Origin of the sequence: Rhodobacter capsulatus (genome assembly GCF_052363175.1) — a bacterium.
In the GTDB taxonomy this organism is placed as follows: Bacteria; Pseudomonadota; Alphaproteobacteria; order Rhodobacterales; family Rhodobacteraceae; genus Rhodobacter; species Rhodobacter capsulatus_D.
The window spans coordinates 1,663,144-1,677,681 of record NZ_CP198946.1 but is presented as its reverse complement, the minus strand read 5'-3'; the positions used below and the strand labels follow the sequence as shown (position 1 = coordinate 1,677,681).

General features: G+C 65.0%; 14 protein-coding genes. 6 read left to right on the top strand and 8 right to left on the bottom strand.

All coding sequences use genetic code 11. The features are described 5' to 3' along the window. The first annotated feature begins 173 nt into the window (after window positions 1-173). Window positions 174-1,538, top strand: coding sequence for a tryptophanase (locus tag ACTTAI_RS09255; protein ID WP_444455438.1), 1,365 nt, complete (start codon window positions 174-176; stop codon window positions 1,536-1,538). Between the two features lie 288 nt (window positions 1,539-1,826). On the opposite strand, the gene ACTTAI_RS09250 is transcribed toward ACTTAI_RS09255, so the two are convergent. The 6 genes from ACTTAI_RS09250 to ACTTAI_RS09225 all read right to left on the bottom strand — a co-directional run bounded on the left by ACTTAI_RS09250 (window position 1,827) and on the right by ACTTAI_RS09225 (window position 8,073). Further along, the gene (locus ACTTAI_RS09250) at window positions 1,827-2,429 is read right to left on the bottom strand and encodes a superoxide dismutase (RefSeq protein ID WP_444455437.1); all 603 of its coding nucleotides are present in this window, start codon (window positions 2,427-2,429) and stop codon (window positions 1,827-1,829) included. Between the two features lie 112 nt (window positions 2,430-2,541). Beyond that, window positions 2,542-2,718, bottom strand: a complete 177-nt coding sequence (locus ACTTAI_RS09245) for a hypothetical protein (protein ID WP_181420841.1) — start codon at window positions 2,716-2,718, stop codon at window positions 2,542-2,544. A gap of 201 nt (window positions 2,719-2,919) precedes the next feature. Continuing rightward, window positions 2,920-3,474 carry a sarcosine oxidase subunit gamma gene (locus ACTTAI_RS09240; protein ID WP_444455436.1) on the bottom strand — a complete coding sequence of 185 codons (555 nt, stop codon included), beginning with the start codon at window positions 3,472-3,474 and terminating at the stop codon, window positions 2,920-2,922. Beyond that, window positions 3,467-6,421, bottom strand: a complete 2,955-nt coding sequence (locus tag ACTTAI_RS09235) for a sarcosine oxidase subunit alpha family protein (RefSeq protein ID WP_444455435.1) — start codon at window positions 6,419-6,421, stop codon at window positions 3,467-3,469. The genes ACTTAI_RS09240 and ACTTAI_RS09235 overlap by 8 nt, the downstream gene beginning before the upstream one ends. Further along, window positions 6,418-6,741 (bottom strand): sarcosine oxidase subunit delta, encoded by a 324-nt coding sequence (locus tag ACTTAI_RS09230; RefSeq protein ID WP_110805717.1) that lies wholly within the window; start codon window positions 6,739-6,741, stop codon window positions 6,418-6,420. Before ACTTAI_RS09230 ends, ACTTAI_RS09235 begins: the two co-directional genes overlap by 4 nt. An 87-nt stretch (window positions 6,742-6,828) precedes the next feature. Further along, entirely contained in the window at window positions 6,829-8,073 is a 1,245-nt protein-coding gene (locus tag ACTTAI_RS09225; protein ID WP_444455434.1) for a sarcosine oxidase subunit beta family protein, read from the bottom strand. 235 nt (window positions 8,074-8,308) lie between these two features. Between ACTTAI_RS09225 and ccmI the strand changes: the two genes are divergently transcribed. The 4 genes from ccmI to ACTTAI_RS09205 all read left to right on the top strand — a co-directional run bounded on the left by ccmI (window position 8,309) and on the right by ACTTAI_RS09205 (window position 11,692). Beyond that, the gene (ccmI, locus tag ACTTAI_RS09220; protein ID WP_444455433.1) at window positions 8,309-9,865 is read left to right on the top strand and encodes a c-type cytochrome biogenesis protein CcmI; all 1,557 of its coding nucleotides are present in this window, start codon (window positions 8,309-8,311) and stop codon (window positions 9,863-9,865) included. A gap of 32 nt (window positions 9,866-9,897) precedes the next feature. Next, the gene (ruvX, locus tag ACTTAI_RS09215; protein WP_394341930.1) at window positions 9,898-10,341 is read left to right on the top strand and encodes a Holliday junction resolvase RuvX; all 444 of its coding nucleotides are present in this window, start codon (window positions 9,898-9,900) and stop codon (window positions 10,339-10,341) included. Further along, window positions 10,334-10,585: a DUF1289 domain-containing protein gene (locus ACTTAI_RS09210; protein ID WP_444455432.1), complete on the top strand. Its 252-nt coding sequence runs from the start codon at window positions 10,334-10,336 to the stop codon at window positions 10,583-10,585. Before ruvX ends, ACTTAI_RS09210 begins: the two co-directional genes overlap by 8 nt. Before the next feature lie 111 nt (window positions 10,586-10,696). Continuing rightward, window positions 10,697-11,692 (top strand): Hint domain-containing protein, encoded by a 996-nt coding sequence (locus tag ACTTAI_RS09205; protein ID WP_444455431.1) that lies wholly within the window; start codon window positions 10,697-10,699, stop codon window positions 11,690-11,692. A 6-nt stretch (window positions 11,693-11,698) separates the two neighbouring features. On the opposite strand, the gene ACTTAI_RS09200 is transcribed toward ACTTAI_RS09205, so the two are convergent. Next, the gene (locus ACTTAI_RS09200; RefSeq protein ID WP_110805724.1) at window positions 11,699-11,917 is read right to left on the bottom strand and encodes a hypothetical protein; all 219 of its coding nucleotides are present in this window, start codon (window positions 11,915-11,917) and stop codon (window positions 11,699-11,701) included. A gap of 206 nt (window positions 11,918-12,123) precedes the next feature. On the opposite strand from ACTTAI_RS09200, the gene ACTTAI_RS09195 reads away from it, so the two are divergent. Next, window positions 12,124-13,719 (top strand): peptide chain release factor 3, encoded by a 1,596-nt coding sequence (locus ACTTAI_RS09195; RefSeq protein WP_444455430.1) that lies wholly within the window; start codon window positions 12,124-12,126, stop codon window positions 13,717-13,719. 58 nt (window positions 13,720-13,777) lie between these two features. Here ACTTAI_RS09195 and ACTTAI_RS09190 read toward each other — a convergent pair whose 3' ends face one another. After that, window positions 13,778-14,380, bottom strand: a complete 603-nt coding sequence (locus ACTTAI_RS09190; RefSeq protein ID WP_444455429.1) for a VPLPA-CTERM sorting domain-containing protein — start codon at window positions 14,378-14,380, stop codon at window positions 13,778-13,780. Window positions 14,381-14,538: the final 158 nt, after the last annotated feature.

Genomic DNA, 14,538 nt, shown 5'->3' with positions numbered 1-14,538 from the left:
GTCAATCCTGATCTCACCGCCTGACTTGACGGAAACGACGCAAGCTGCGAAATTCGGCCTTGCAACCTCTTTGGGCGTCGAGCGCGGTCCGGATCTCCGGGCAACCGCGACGCTGCGGCCCCATCGTGCGACGGTTGCCACGGTTTCATGGGGTCATTGTCAGGAGCCCCACGATGAAAACCATCATCGAACCCTTCCGCATCAAATCCGTCGAGCCGATCCGCCTCACCTCGCGCCCCGAGCGCGAGCGACTGGCGCGCGAAGCCGGGTACAACCTCTTCGGCCTGCACTCGGACGACGTGCTGATCGATCTGCTGACCGATTCCGGCACCGGCGCGATGTCGTCGCTGCAATGGGCGGCGGTGATGAAGGGCGACGAAAGCTATGCCGGCTCGCCCAGCTTCTTCCGCTTCGAGGCGGCGGTGCAGAATCTGATGCCCTTCAAGCACATCATCCCGACGCATCAGGGCCGCGCCGCCGAGGCGATCCTGTTCTCGATCTTCGGGGGCAAGGGCAAGCGCATCCCCTCGAACACGCATTTCGACACCACCCGCGGCAATATCGAGGCCTCGGGTGCCATTGGCGACGATCTGGTGATTGCGGAAGGCAAAGATCCGCAGAGCCTGCATCCGTTCAAGGGCAACATGGATCTGGCCCGGCTCGAGGCCTATCTGACCGAGCATCATGAAAGCGTGCCGCTGGTGATGATCACCATCACCAACAACGCGGGCGGCGGGCAGCCCGTCAGCCTTGCCAATATCCGCGCCACAGCCGATCTGGCGCATCGGCATGGCAAACCTTTCGTGATCGACGGCTGCCGCTTTGCCGAAAACGCCTGGTTCATCAAGACCCGCGAGGAGGGTCAGGCGGAGCGCTCGATCCCCGAGATCGTGCGCGATTGCTTTGCGGTGGCGGATGGCATGACGATGTCGGCGAAAAAGGACGCCTTTGGCAATATCGGCGGCTGGCTGGCGCTGAACGACGATGATCTGGCCGAGGAAGCGCGGGGCCATCTGATCCGGACCGAGGGCTTCCCGACCTATGGCGGGCTGGCGGGCCGCGACCTTGACGCGCTGGCGCAGGGGTTGATCGAGATCGTCGACGAGGATTACCTGCGCTACCGCATCCGCACGCATCAATATATCGTCGAGCGGCTGGATGCGATGGGGGTTCCGGTGGTGAAGCCCGCGGGCGGACATGCGGTCTTCATCGACGCGCGGGCGTGGCTGTCGCATATTCCGCCGCTGGACTATCCGGGGCAGGCTCTGGCGGTCGCGCTGTATGAAATCGCGGGTGTGCGGTCGTGCGAGATCGGCACGGCGATGTTCGGCCGTCAGCCGGACGGGTCCGAGAAACCGGCGGCGATGGATCTGGTGCGGCTCGCCTTCCCGCGGCGCACCTATACGCAGAGCCATGCCGATTACATCGTTGAGGCCTTCGAGGAGCTGGCGGCGACGAAGGACAGCCTGCGCGGCTACAGAATCGTCAAGGAGCCGAAGCTGATGCGGCACTTCACCTGCCGGTTCGAGAAGCTCTGAGGCGCAGGTCGACTTGGCCGAGGCCATCGCCGAGGCCACACGCGGCATTTGCCCCATGACCGCCGAGGGCCCAAAGGCCCTCGGCCTGCGCCCGCCCCGCCATCGGCGGGCGCATCCGCGCCGCCGGGGCGGGACGCAGGCCTCTGTCGCGCGGGCCGAAACGGTCGTGCCGCACCGGGATCGCACCGGGCGGGGAAAGGCAGTGCCTTTCCTGATCCGCCCGAACCCCGTTGGTCAAAACAAAACCGGCCCCCGCGGGGGCCGGTTTCTTTCATCCCTCATTCAGCCTCACAGGCGCGAGGCGACGTTTTCCCAGTTCACCAGCTTGTCGAGGAAGTTCGTCAGATAAGCCGGACGCTTGTTGCGGAAGTCGATGTAATAGCTGTGCTCCCAGACGTCGCAGCCCAGAAGCGCGGTCTGCCCGAAGCAAAGCGGGTTCACGCCGTTTTCCGTCTTGGTGATCTTCAGCGCACCATCGGTGTCCTTGACGAGCCAGGCCCAGCCCGAACCGAACTGACCGGCACCCGCGGCGGCGAAATCTTCCTTGAACTTCGCGACCGAGCCGAAGGCCTCGACCAGCGCCCTTTCCAGATCGCCCGGCATCTTCTTGTCTTCGCCCGGGCCCATCATTTCCCAGAACTGCACGTGGTTCCAGTGCTGCGAGGCGTTGTTGAAGATCCCCGACTGCGCCACAGCGCCCGCGCAATAGGTGCCCTTGATGATCTCCTCGACCGACTTCGCTTCCCACTCGGTGCCCGCGATCAGCTTGTTGCCGTTGTCGACATAGGCCTTGTGGTGCAGGTCGTGGTGATACTCGAGCGTCTCTTTCGACATGCCAAGCGCGGCAAGGGCGTCATGCGCGTAAGGAAGGGCGGGAAGTTCGAAAGCCATTTGAGCGATCCTTTTACTCGGGTTCTGTTGCGACCAATTGAAGCACTGAAAGCCCCAAGGTCAAGGGTTGGCGGCAGATTTTCCCGCACAGCCCCCCTGCCCGAAGTGCACATCACGGCTTCTTGGCAGCATCCTTGCGCGCCTCGGCGGCGGCCTTCATCCGCGCAATCAGATCGTCCTTGGCCGCGCCCTTGCCATAGGGGTTCTTTGCCGAGCCCTTGGCATTGTGTTCGGAATGGCGCGGGTTGTTCTTGTCGGGCCGCGCGCCCCCGGATTTCGAATAGTCCATGGCAGGTCTCCTTTCCCTCCGATCTGCGGCAAGCCCGGCCGCAAGGCAAGCAAAAAGGGGACGCAGCCCCCTCTTGCCCGTGCCGGTCATTTCCCCCCGGGATATTCGAGGCAAGACGAAACAAAACTCGTCTGCCTTTCATCTTGCCTCAAATATCTCGGGGGGAGTCCGCAGGACGGGGGGCAGCGCCCCCCTGCCCGGTCAGGAAAGCTCGCCGCCCTGCCGCGAGGAGACCTCAAGGATCCCCATCACATAGCCCGCGACCGAGCGGAAGCAGACCAGGCTCAGCTCCTCGGGGCCCGAGCGCCAGATCGCGGCGGCGACCTGCGCGGCGCGGGTGCGGCGCATCTCGCCGGGTTTGAGCGCGGCGAAATCGACCGGGCAGAGCTTGGTCAGCACCTGATCCGCCTTCGCGCCCGCAATGGTGAAGCGCGCCCGCGCGTCGGAGACGTTCGCCACCAGCGCATGTTCGGTGTGCAGCGAATGCGCGAGCCCCGCCGCAACGCCAGGCGCGTCCTCATAGGAACAGATCACCAGAAGCTCGTCCGGGCTCATCCAGGCGGTGAACCGGCCCTTGTCGCCCGCCACGATCTCGCGGGCGCCGGGCAGCTTCAGCCCCTGCCCCGCCAGCGCGATCCGCGTGGCCGTCGCCGCCAGATCGGCGCGCAGGGTGATCATGCCGGTCACGCCCGCCTCGGTCACGGTGGCGAAACCGACATGGCTTTCGCCGTTCAGTGCAGAAACCGCTTCAGACATCGGCTTTCTCCCCTGCCTTGTCGTAGAACACCGGATCGACGATCCGCGCCTGAATGACCTTGCCGCCATCGGCCGGGAATTCGAGCACTTCGCCCATGCGCGACGGCCCCTTGCGGACCAGACCCATGGCGATGCCCTTCTTCAGCGTCGGCGAGTAATAGGTCGAGGTTACACGGCCCTGCACCTTGCGCTGGCCGTTCTCGTTCACGCCCTCGTCCACCGCATAGACGCCATCGGGCAGAACCGAGCCGTCAAGGGTTTCAAGGCCGACCAGCGTCCAGCGGTCTGGGTCGGTCATGTGAACGCGTTCCTGCGCGCGCTTGCCAAGGTAATCCGCCTTCTTCTTGCTGATCGCCCAGCCAAGGCCGAGGTCTTGCGGAATGACGGTGCCGTCGGTCTCGTCGCCGATCATGATGAAGCCCTTTTCGGCCCGCATCACGTGCAGCGCTTCGGTGCCGTAGGGCATGGCGCCGAATTCCTCGCCCGCGGTGTTCACCGCTTCCCAGAACGCCAGACCCATGTTTGCGGGGACCGCGATTTCATAGGACAGCTCGCCCGAGAACGAGATCCGGTAGACGCGGACCGGGAAACCGCCCAACTCGCCATCCTTGAAGGTCATGAAGGGCAGCGCCTCTTTCGAGACATCCATCCCGCCCATCTTCTCGAGCAGCTTGCGCGCCTTCGGGCCGACCACCGCGACCTGCGCATATTGCTCGGTCAGGTTGGCGGTGTAGACCTTCCAGTCCCACCATTCGCATTGCAGCCAGTCTTCCATGTGACCGTGCATCCGGTCCGCGCCGCCCGAGGTGGTGTGGCACAGCCACGTATCTTCGGACAGACGCACAACCACGCCGTCGTCGATCAGGAAGCCGTTGTCCGAGCACATCAGACCATAGCGGCACTTGCCGACCGGCAGGGTGGACATGAGGTTGGTATACATCATGTCGAGGAAACGCCCCGCATCCGGCCCCTTGACCACGATCTTGCCCAGCGTCGAGGCATCCAGAAGCCCGACATTGGTGCGCGTGTTGGTGATCTCGCGGTTGACCGACTCGCGGTGCTTTTCGCCCTTGCGCGGATAGGTATAGGGACGGCGCCACAGGCCCACCGGCTCCCAATGTGCGCCCTTGGCCTCGTGCCAGGCGTGCATCGGGGTCTTGCGCAGCGGCTGGAAGATCTCGCCGCGGGCTTCGCCGGTGATCGCACCGAAGGAAATCGGCGTGTAGGGCGGACGGAAGGTCGTCGTGCCCGTCTGCGGGATCGCTTGCCCGAGCGCCTCCGAAAGGATCGCCAGACCGTTGATGTTGCTCAGTTTCCCCTGATCGGTGGCCATGCCGAGCGTGGTGTAGCGCTTGGTATGCTCGACCGAGGCATAGCCTTCGCGCGCCGCCAGCTGCACGTCCGAGACTTTCACGTCGTTCTGATAGTCAAGGAAGGCCTTGAACTTCAGCGCTTCCGAGGCCTTGGCGGGCATGACCCAGACCGGCATCAGCGGCGCTTCGGCTTCGACCGTGCCCACCATCCCGGCTTCGGCGCAGATCGCGTCAAGCGTCAGGTGACCATTCGCGGCGCCGACGGCGGCGGCGATCGGCTGGCCCTTGTCACCGGTCGGCGGTTTCGTGGCATCAGGGCGGAACATCACCGCCGCCTCGTCCCATTTCACCTTGCCACCGGCATGGGAATAAAGGTGCACGACCGGCGACCAGCCGCCCGACATCGCGACGCAATCGCAGTCGATCACCTCAACCGCGCTGCCTTCGGTGGCGTGGCTGGCGATCTCGACCGCCTTCACCGCCTTGCCGCCCTTGACCTTCGCCACGGCCCGGCCTTCGAGCACCTTGACGCCGCGCGCGCGCACTGCATCGACCAGCGCGCCCATCGGCGCCGGACGGGCATCGACCACGGCGGCGACCGTCAGCCCGGCATCGAGCGCGGAAAGCGCGGTGCGGTAGGCGTCGTCATTGTTCGTCACGACAAGGATGCGCTGCCCGGGCGCGACGGCCCAGTTCACGATGTAATCGCGCACCGCCGAGGCGAGCATGACGCCCGGAACGTCGTTGCCGGCAAAAGCCAACGGACGCTCGATCGCGCCGGTCGCGACTTGCGTGATCCCGGCGCGGGTGCGCCACAGACGATGCCGCGGACGGCCATCGCCCGGGGTGTGATCGGCGACGCGCTCGTAAAGGATCGCATAGCCGTGGTCATGCAGGCCAGCGACCATCGTGCGGGTCATCAGGCGAACATTCTCCATCGCACCAAGGGCTTCGAGGGCGTTCTTCACCCAGACCTCGGGCGAAAGGCCATCGATCAGGCCGCCATCGACCGGGGCGCGGCCGCCCCAATGCGCGGTCTGCTCGGCGAGGATCACCCGCTTGCCTTCTTTCCCGGCCTTCAGCGCCGCGGCAAGACCCGCCACGCCACCGCCCGCAACAAGCACGTCGCAATAGGCATAGGCCTGCTCGTAGCGATCCGGGTCGGCCTTGGTGGGCGCCTTGCCCAGACCCGCCGCACGGCGGATGATCGGCTCGAAGAGGCTGTGCCAGGCTTCGAGCGAATGCATGAAGGTCTTGTAGTAAAAGCCCGCGGGCATCAGCTTGTAGGCGAAGTCGTTCACCGCACCGATGTCGAAGCCAAGCGTCGGCCAGTGGTTCTGCGAAGTCGCCCAGGCGCCCTCGAACAGCTCCGTGGTGGTGGCGCGCTGGTCGGGCTCGTGGCGGTTGCCCTTGCCGAGGTTGACCAGAACGTTCGGCTCTTCCGCGCCCGAGGCCACAAGGCCGCGCGGACGGTGGTATTTGAACGAGCGCCCGAGCAGCGTGCGGCCCGAGCCAAGCAACGCCGAGGCGAGCGTGTCACCGGCAAAACCCTTGGCCTTGGCGCGGTTGAACTTGAAGGAGAGCGGTTTGGAGCGGTCGATCAGACGGCCACCCGAAGACAGACGATGGCTCATTTCCAGCCCTCCCAGCCCGGACGTTTCTCTTTGATTTTGGCAATCAGCTCTGCGGGCGGTTCGGTGGTCTGCGCCGGATAGGTGCCGAAGACTTCCCAGCTGACGGTGCAGCGGGCGGCCAGGAACCACTTGCCGCAGCCATAGGCATGGCGCCAGCGCTCGAAATGCACGCCTTTCGGGTTTTTCCGGGCGAACATGTAGGTTTCGAATTCGGCATCGGTCGAGCCCGGTCCGAAACGCTTCAGATGCGCTTCGCCGCCGGGGGCCAGTTCGGTTTCCTCGACGGTGACGCCGCAGCAGGGGCAGGTCAGTGTCAGCATGTCAGCAGGCCTTTTTGGTGACGGGCGCCGGGGCTGCGCGCCCCGGACCCCCGAGATATTTCGGGCAAGATGAAAGGGCGAAGGACATCAGTGCGCCACCCCGGCGGCGACGCTTTCGTCGATGAACTGGCCTTCCTTGAAGCGGTGCATGCCGAATTCGGCGGCAAGCGGCGAGTAGCCCTTGGCCACGAGTTCCGCCATCGCCCAGCCCGAGCCCGGGATCGCCTTGAAGCCACCGGTGCCCCAGCCGCAGTTGACGAAGATGCCGTCCACGGGGGTTTTCGACAGGATCGGCGAGCGGTCGCCGGTCATGTCGACGATGCCGCCCCATTGCCGCAGCATCTTCAGCCGCGAGATCACCGGGAAGGTCTCGATCAGCGCGCGGGTGGTTTCCTCGACATGGTGCCAGGAGCCGCGCTGCGAATAGTTGTTGAACCCGTCGGTGCCGCCGCCGATCACGAGTTCCCCCTTGTCGGATTGCGACATGTAGCCGTGCACGAGGTTCGCCATCACCACGACGTCGATGGTGGGCTTGATCGGTTCCGACACCCAGGCCTGCAGCGCCATCGATTCAATCGGCAGACGGAAGCCCGCCATGCCCGCCAGAACCGAGGAATGCCCGGCCACGACGATCGCGAGCTTGCCGCAATCGATCGAGCCGCGCGAGGTATCGACGCCAACGACCTTGCCGCCCGCCGTGCGCACGCCGGTGACTTCGGTGTTCTGCAAAAGGTCCATGCCCATGTCGGAACAGGCCCGCGCATAGCCCCAGGCCACGGCGTCATGCCGCGCGGTGCCGCCCTTTTCCTGCAGCAGCGCGCCCAGCACCGGATAGCGCGGGCCAGCGATGTTCAGGATCGGAACGAGCTTCTTGACTTCCTTCGGCTCGATCCAGCGGGTTTCGACGTTTTGCAGGTTGTTGGCATAAACGGTGCGCTTGTAGCCGCGCATCTCATGTTCCGACTGCGCCAGCATCAAGAGGCCGCGGGGCGAGAACATGACGTTGTAGTTCAGATCCTGCGACAGGCCCTCATACAGCGAGCGCGCCTTTTCATAGATCGCGGCCGAGGGGTCCTGCAGGTAGTTCGAGCGGATGATCGTGGTGTTGCGCCCGGTGTTGCCACCGCCCAGCCACCCTTTTTCGATGATCGCCACGTTCTTGATGCCGTGGACCTTGCCCAGATAATAGGCCGTGGCGAGACCATGCCCGCCCGCGCCGACGACGATCACGTCGTAGCGTTTCTTCGGCTCGGGCGAGGCCCAGGCCTTTTCCCAACCGCTGTGGTAGCGCAGCGCCTCGCGCGCCACGGCGAAGATCGAATAGCGTCTCATCGGCCCTCTCTCGCTTCGGGTTGGGGGTGCCAAAGGCAGCGTCCCCGAGTCTGGCTCTTCTCACCTTAGATGAACCGGGACGCGCGCCGAAAGCCCCCCTCATGCGGCAATCGGCAGCAAAAAGCGACATCGTTACCGACATGCCCAACACAGAGGCGTGAGGCGTCTTTTCACGCTCTTGTCTCTTTCTGCAGACGGTCAAAAGCCTTATGGGAGATGCAGGATAGGAGACCCCATGCTGTTCTGGATCATCTGCGCGACGCTGGTCGCGGCCATCGCCTTCGCCCTTGCCCTGACGCTGATCCGCCCGCGCGGCGATGCCCTGCCCGCCGAGGCGCAGGATCTGCAGGTCTATCGCGCCCAACTGGCCGAGATCGAGAAAGACCTTGCCAGGGGCGTGCTGACGGCCGACGAGGCCGCGCGCACCCGGGTCGAGATCTCGCGCCGTCTGCTCGAGGCGGACCGGGCGTTGCAGGCGGCGGTGGCGGGGGGCGATGCGCCGCGGCGGGCAACGCTGGCCGCGGCGGTGCTGACAGTGGCGATGCTGGCGGGGGCCTTCGTGCTTTATGACCAGCTTGGCGCGGCGGGTCAGCCCGATGCGCCGCTGGCCAAGCGCCTTGCGGATGCGGATGCGCTCTATCGCGCCCGTCCCGATCAGGCGAGCGCCGAGAAGACGGCCGAGGCCGACCGCAAGGATGCCGAAGCCAAGGCGGCGGCTGCGGGCCACCCGGTGCCGCAGCCCGATCCGAAATTCGTCGAACTGATGGAGCGGCTGCGCAAGGCGGTGTCGGAACGGCCGAACGATCCGCAAGGCCTTGTGCTGCTTGCCCAAAACGAAATGGCGCTTGGCAATTACCATGCCGGCTGGGAGGCGCAGCGGCGCCTGATCGCGCTCAAGGGCGACAAGGCCGAGGCTGAGGATTACACCCGTCTGGGCGAGTTTCAGACCGTCGCGGCCGGGGGGCTGGTGACCGCCGATGCCGAAGCCGCCTTTGCCAAGGCGCTGGAGATGGACCCGAAAGACGCGCGGGCGCTGTTTTATGTCGGCATGATGATGGGGCAGAACGACCGCCCCGACCGCGCCTTCCGGCTTTGGGATGCGGCGCTGCGGGTGTCGAGCCCCGATGACCCCTGGGTGCCCGAGATCGCGCAGGGCATCGACGCGCTGGCCTGGCTTGCGGGCGAGCAGGATTACACCGCGCCGATGCCGGTGCCGAACGGCCCCTCGGCCGAACAGATGCAGGCGGCCCAAGGCATGGCCCCGGGCGATCGGATGGCGATGATCCGCGGCATGGTCGAGAACCTGAACGCGCGGCTGGCGAACGAGGGCGGCGCGTCCGACGATTGGGCGAAGCTGATCTCCTCGCTGCGGGTGCTGGGCGACAAGGACCGCGCCGAGGTGATTGCGACCGAAGCCCGGACGAAATTCACCGGCCGCGCCGAGGATCTGGCAAAGATCGATGCGGCGGCGGCAACGCCGCTCGGTACGCCCGAAGCCGCGGCCCCTGCGATGCCGGGGCCGAGCGCCGATCAGGTGGAAGCCGCCGGGCAGATGTCCGACAGTGACCGTCAGGCGATGATCGAGGGGATGGTGGGCCGTCTGATCGACCGGCTGACCACGCAGGGTGGCTCGGCCGAGGAATGGGCGCGCGCGGTGGGGGCTTTGGCGACGCTCGGCAAGGCAGATCAGGCGAAGGAGATGCTCGCCAAGGGTCAGGCGGCCTTGGCCGGCGACGCCGCCGGGCTGGCCACGCTCGAGGCCGCCGCGAAATCCGCCGGGGTGGCGCCGTGATCTGCCCCGACATCATCGACTTTGCCGCCCTGATGCCGCGCGTCGGCGCGCTGGCGGGGCTCGATCTCGGCACGAAGACGATCGGGGTTTCGGTCTCGGACACGTTGCGCAGCATCGCGACGCCCCTGCGCACGATCCGGCGCGAGAAATTCACCCTTGATGCGGCGGAATTGCTGAAGATCGTCGCCGAGCGGCAGATCATCGGGCTGGTGCTGGGCCTGCCCGTCAACATGGACGGCTCCGAAGGCCCGCGCGCACAATCGACCCGGGCTTTCGCGCGCAACCTTGAAAAACTGACGCCGCTGCCCATAACCTTCTGGGATGAGAGGCTCTCGACGGTGGCCGCCGAACGCGCCATGCTGGAGGCTGATCTGTCCCGCAAGCGCCGTGCCGAACTTGTCGATCACGTCGCAGCCGGGTTCATTTTGCAAGGCGCACTGGACCGCCTTGCGCATCTGGGGCGCGCGAATGGCTGAGAACACGCCGAAAAATACCGACGGCATCTGGAAACGGGCGGAAATCGAAACGCCCTGCGTGAAGATCTGCCAGATCCACCCGACCGAGCGGATCTGCGTCGGTTGCCTGCGCACGCTCGACGAAATCGGCAACTGGTCGCGGATGACGCCCGAAGACCGCCGCGCGGTGATGGCCGAATTGCCCGCCCGCGCGCCGCGGTTAAGCCAGCGCCGCGGCGGGCGCGCGGCCCGGCAGGCCGAGTAAGGGGGCTGCTCCCCCCTGCCCCGCGGGTTGACGTAAGGGGGGCGCGGGCATTAACCGATTTTGCAACAGATGCTGCAATAGTCGCTCAACCCTTCGTTCCCCGGACCCGCCATGACTGCCTCGCGTTCCCTGCCGCCTCAGGTCGTTCATGTCTACGACGCCGATCTGATCTGGGTGACTTCGGGCGCCAATCAGGGTGACGGGCTCGATCTGGCGGGGCTGTGCCAGCCCGGCGACATCTATCAGATGGAACGCGAAGCACGGGCGCTGCGGCTCTTGATCGCGTCTGACCCCGAGACCGGGCAAAGCATCTGCGCGGGCTCGGAACTGGGCACGGCGGGCGACCGGATCGCGCTGATGGCGCGGCATGTCTTCATCACCCCGGACGGCGATACGGTCGATATCCTGTTGATCCGGAACGAGCAAACGCAGGCGCTTTATGCCCTGCCGCTGTCGCCGATCGCGCCGCGGGTCGATTACACGCTGCTCGAAGCCACCGACGACCCGGGCGATGTGCGGCTGTCGGATCTGGTCTGCATCGCCTTCACCACCGGCACGCTGATCACCATGGCGGGCGGCGCACAGCGCCCGATCGAGACGCTCGCCCCGGGTGACCGCGTGCTGACGCGCGACAGCGGACCCCAGCCGGTGCGGCTGGTGGCGCGCGCGACGCTGCGGGCGCTCGGCTCCTTTGCCCCGGTGGTGATTTCGGCGGGCACGCTCGGCAACGAAAGCGATCTCGTCGTCGCGCCGCATCACCGCGTGTTCCTGTATCGGCGCGGCGAAAAGCGGCTGGGCGACACGGCCGAAATCCTTGTGCAGGCCAAGCATCTGGTCGATGGCGAACATGTCTGGCGGCGCGAGGGCGGCTATGTCGACTATTTCGCGCTGGTCTTCGACCGCCACGAGATCGTCTATGCCGAGGGCGTGCCGGTCGAAAGCCTGCAGGTCAGCGAAGCAACGCTGAACTTGATGCCCGAAGAGTTGAGCACCGAAATCAAGGCGCGGCTACCTGATCTGAACCACACGCCGCATTTCGGCACCGAGGCCGGGCGCGAGATGCTCGATCAGGTCGGCCGCGAGGCTCTGTTTCGCAAGAAGGACTGAGGCCCCCTATTCCGCCGCACGCCCGCAGTCGCAGCGGCCTTGCGGGCGCGCATGCGGGTCGGTGCAATCAGCACAATCCCAAGCCGCCTCCCCTTCATGGCGGCAGAGCTTCAGTTCCAGATGCTCGGCGCGGTCCTTGGCCGTGAAAAGCGGCACCCCGCAATAGGGGCACAAAACCGTTTCGCGCACATCCAAAGACCCGGCAGCGGGATCGACCCTTGCCATGGCAGCCTCCTGTTCCGATCGGGGTCGGGCGCGTAAACGACCCCTGCCCGCCGAAGACAGGCTCCCCCACGAAGCCCGCCCGACGTTCCCCAAAGATTGGAACGATTCTACGCAACCCGCCATGATCCGGATCAATTTGCCGCAGGCTGGGTGCGAAAAATCCTGTCCTTCTTGCCCGCAATCCCGCCTTGCGGTAAAGGCCGCGCATGAGCAACCGTGCCCCCCTCCCGCCCGAAATCGCCCGCCGCCGGACCTTTGCGATCATCTCGCACCCCGACGCCGGGAAAACGACGCTCACTGAAAAATTCCTGCTGTTCGGGGGCGCGATCCAGATGGCCGGTCAGGTGCGGGCCAAGGGCGAAGCGCGACGCACGCGCTCGGACTTCATGAAGCTCGAACAGGAGCGCGGGATCTCGGTGTCCGCCTCGGCGATGAGCTTCGATTTCCGCCATTACCGCTTCAATCTGGTCGACACGCCCGGCCACTCGGACTTTTCCGAGGACACCTATCGCACGCTGACCGCGGTCGACGCTGCGATCATGGTGATCGACGGGGCGAAGGGCGTCGAAAGCCAGACGCGGAAGCTGTTCGAGGTCTGCCGGTTGCGGGACCTGCCGATCCTGACCTTCTGCAACAAGATGGACCGCGAAAGCCGCGACACGTTCGAGATCATCGACGAGATTCAGGAAAACCTGGCGATCGACGTGGCCCCGGCCTCTTGGCCGATCGGGATGGGGCGCGACTTCGTCGGCTGCTACGACATCCTGCACGACCGGCTCGAACTGATGGACCGCGCCGACCGCAACCGCGTTGCGGAATCGATCAAGATCGACGGGCTCGACGATCCGAAGCTGGCAGACCATGTGCCCGCCGATCTGCTGGCGAAGCTGCGCGAAGAAATCGAGATGGCGCGCGAGCTCTTGCCCGCTTTCGACCGCCAAAGCTTCCTTGAGGGTCACATGACGCCGATCTGGTTCGGCTCGGCGATCAACTCGTTCGGCGTCAAGGAGCTGATGGACGGCATGGGCGAATACGGCCCCGAGCCGCAGCCGCAGCGCGCGGCCGAGCGGCAGATTTCCTCGGAGGAAAAGCCGGTGACCGGCTTTGTCTTCAAGGTGCAGGCGAACATGGACCCGAAGCACCGCGACCGCGTGGCCTTCGTGCGTCTGGCCTCGGGGCATTTCGAGCGCGGGATGAAGCTGCAGCACGTCCGCACCGGCAAGCCGATGGCGGTGACGAACCCGGTGCTGTTCCTGGCCGCCGACCGCGAACTGGCCGAGGAGGCCTGGGCGGGCGACATCATCGGCATTCCGAACCACGGCCAATTGCGCATCGGCGACGCGCTGACCGAGGGCGAAAAGCTGCGCTTTACCGGCATTCCGTCCTTTGCGCCGGAACTGCTGCAAGCCGTGCGCTCGACCGATCCGATGAAGGGCAAGCACCTCGAAAAGGCGCTGATGCAATTCGCCGAGGAAGGGGCTGCCAAGGTCTTCAAACCGATGATCGGCTCGGGCTTCATCGTCGGCGTCGTCGGCGCGCTGCAATTTGACGTGCTGGCAAGCCGGATCGAGGTCGAATACGGCATTCCGGTGCGGTTTGAATCCTCGCAATTCACCTCGGCCCGCTGGGTGCAGGGGCCGAAAGATCTGGTCGAGAAGCTCGTCAACGTGAACAAGCAGCATATCGCGACGGACCATGATGGCGACATCGTCTTCCTGACGCGGCTGCAATGGGACATCGACCGCGTCGTGCGCGACTATGAAGGCGTGAAGCTCAGCGCGACGAAAGAAATGATGCAGTAAGACGGAATTAAAAAAGCGGCCCCGCAGGCCGCCTTTTCGATCTTTCTGCTGAACGATCTCAGCCTTGTGTCTTTTGCCGCCGACGCAGCGCGGAGGCGGCGCCGAGCGCGCCCACAAGCAGCAGCCCCGTCGCCGGCAGCGGCGTCTCGGGAACGTTGTTGTCGTTATCATCGGCCTCAGCCAAGATATTGTCGACCCGCACATTGGCGTTCACCAAACCTGCGAAGACGACACTCGTGACGTGCGAGAAGTAGGTATTGAATACCGACGCAAGATCGATGTCGCGATAATGATGCTGAGAAAACAGCGACTCAGTGATGGTGATAACGGACTGAACCGTGGAGTCGACGTATCCCGTGATCGAGAAGGAACTGGGGTTGCGACCACCGGTGCCCTGAAAGTTCACCCCAAGCTGCGTCAGCGAAAACGTTCCACCACCGACCAGGGTCATCGTGGTCGACGCCTGAGGATTGAGCATCATGCAAGGTGCATCAGGTCCACATTGCCCGTTTGTACTGGTAAAGTTCGCAAAGGCGAACCCGCTTTCCGTATATGTAGACCCGGCTGTGGTTCCGCCGGAGAAAGTCACAGTGGTTGCACCAGCACTCGAACCTGCTGCGGCCAGAACAATGGCGGCCGTTGCCAAATAATTCACTTTCATCTCGCCTCCTTGCGCTCGCCCCCACCTGCGAACACCGAAAATAATGCCAATCCGGGTCAGGCGCGCCTGTTGCCGAACGGGACAAACGTGCCACAAATTTGACACATCTCAAAACAGTGAATTAACGACACCGCCACGCGAAGCTCATTCTTTAGGCT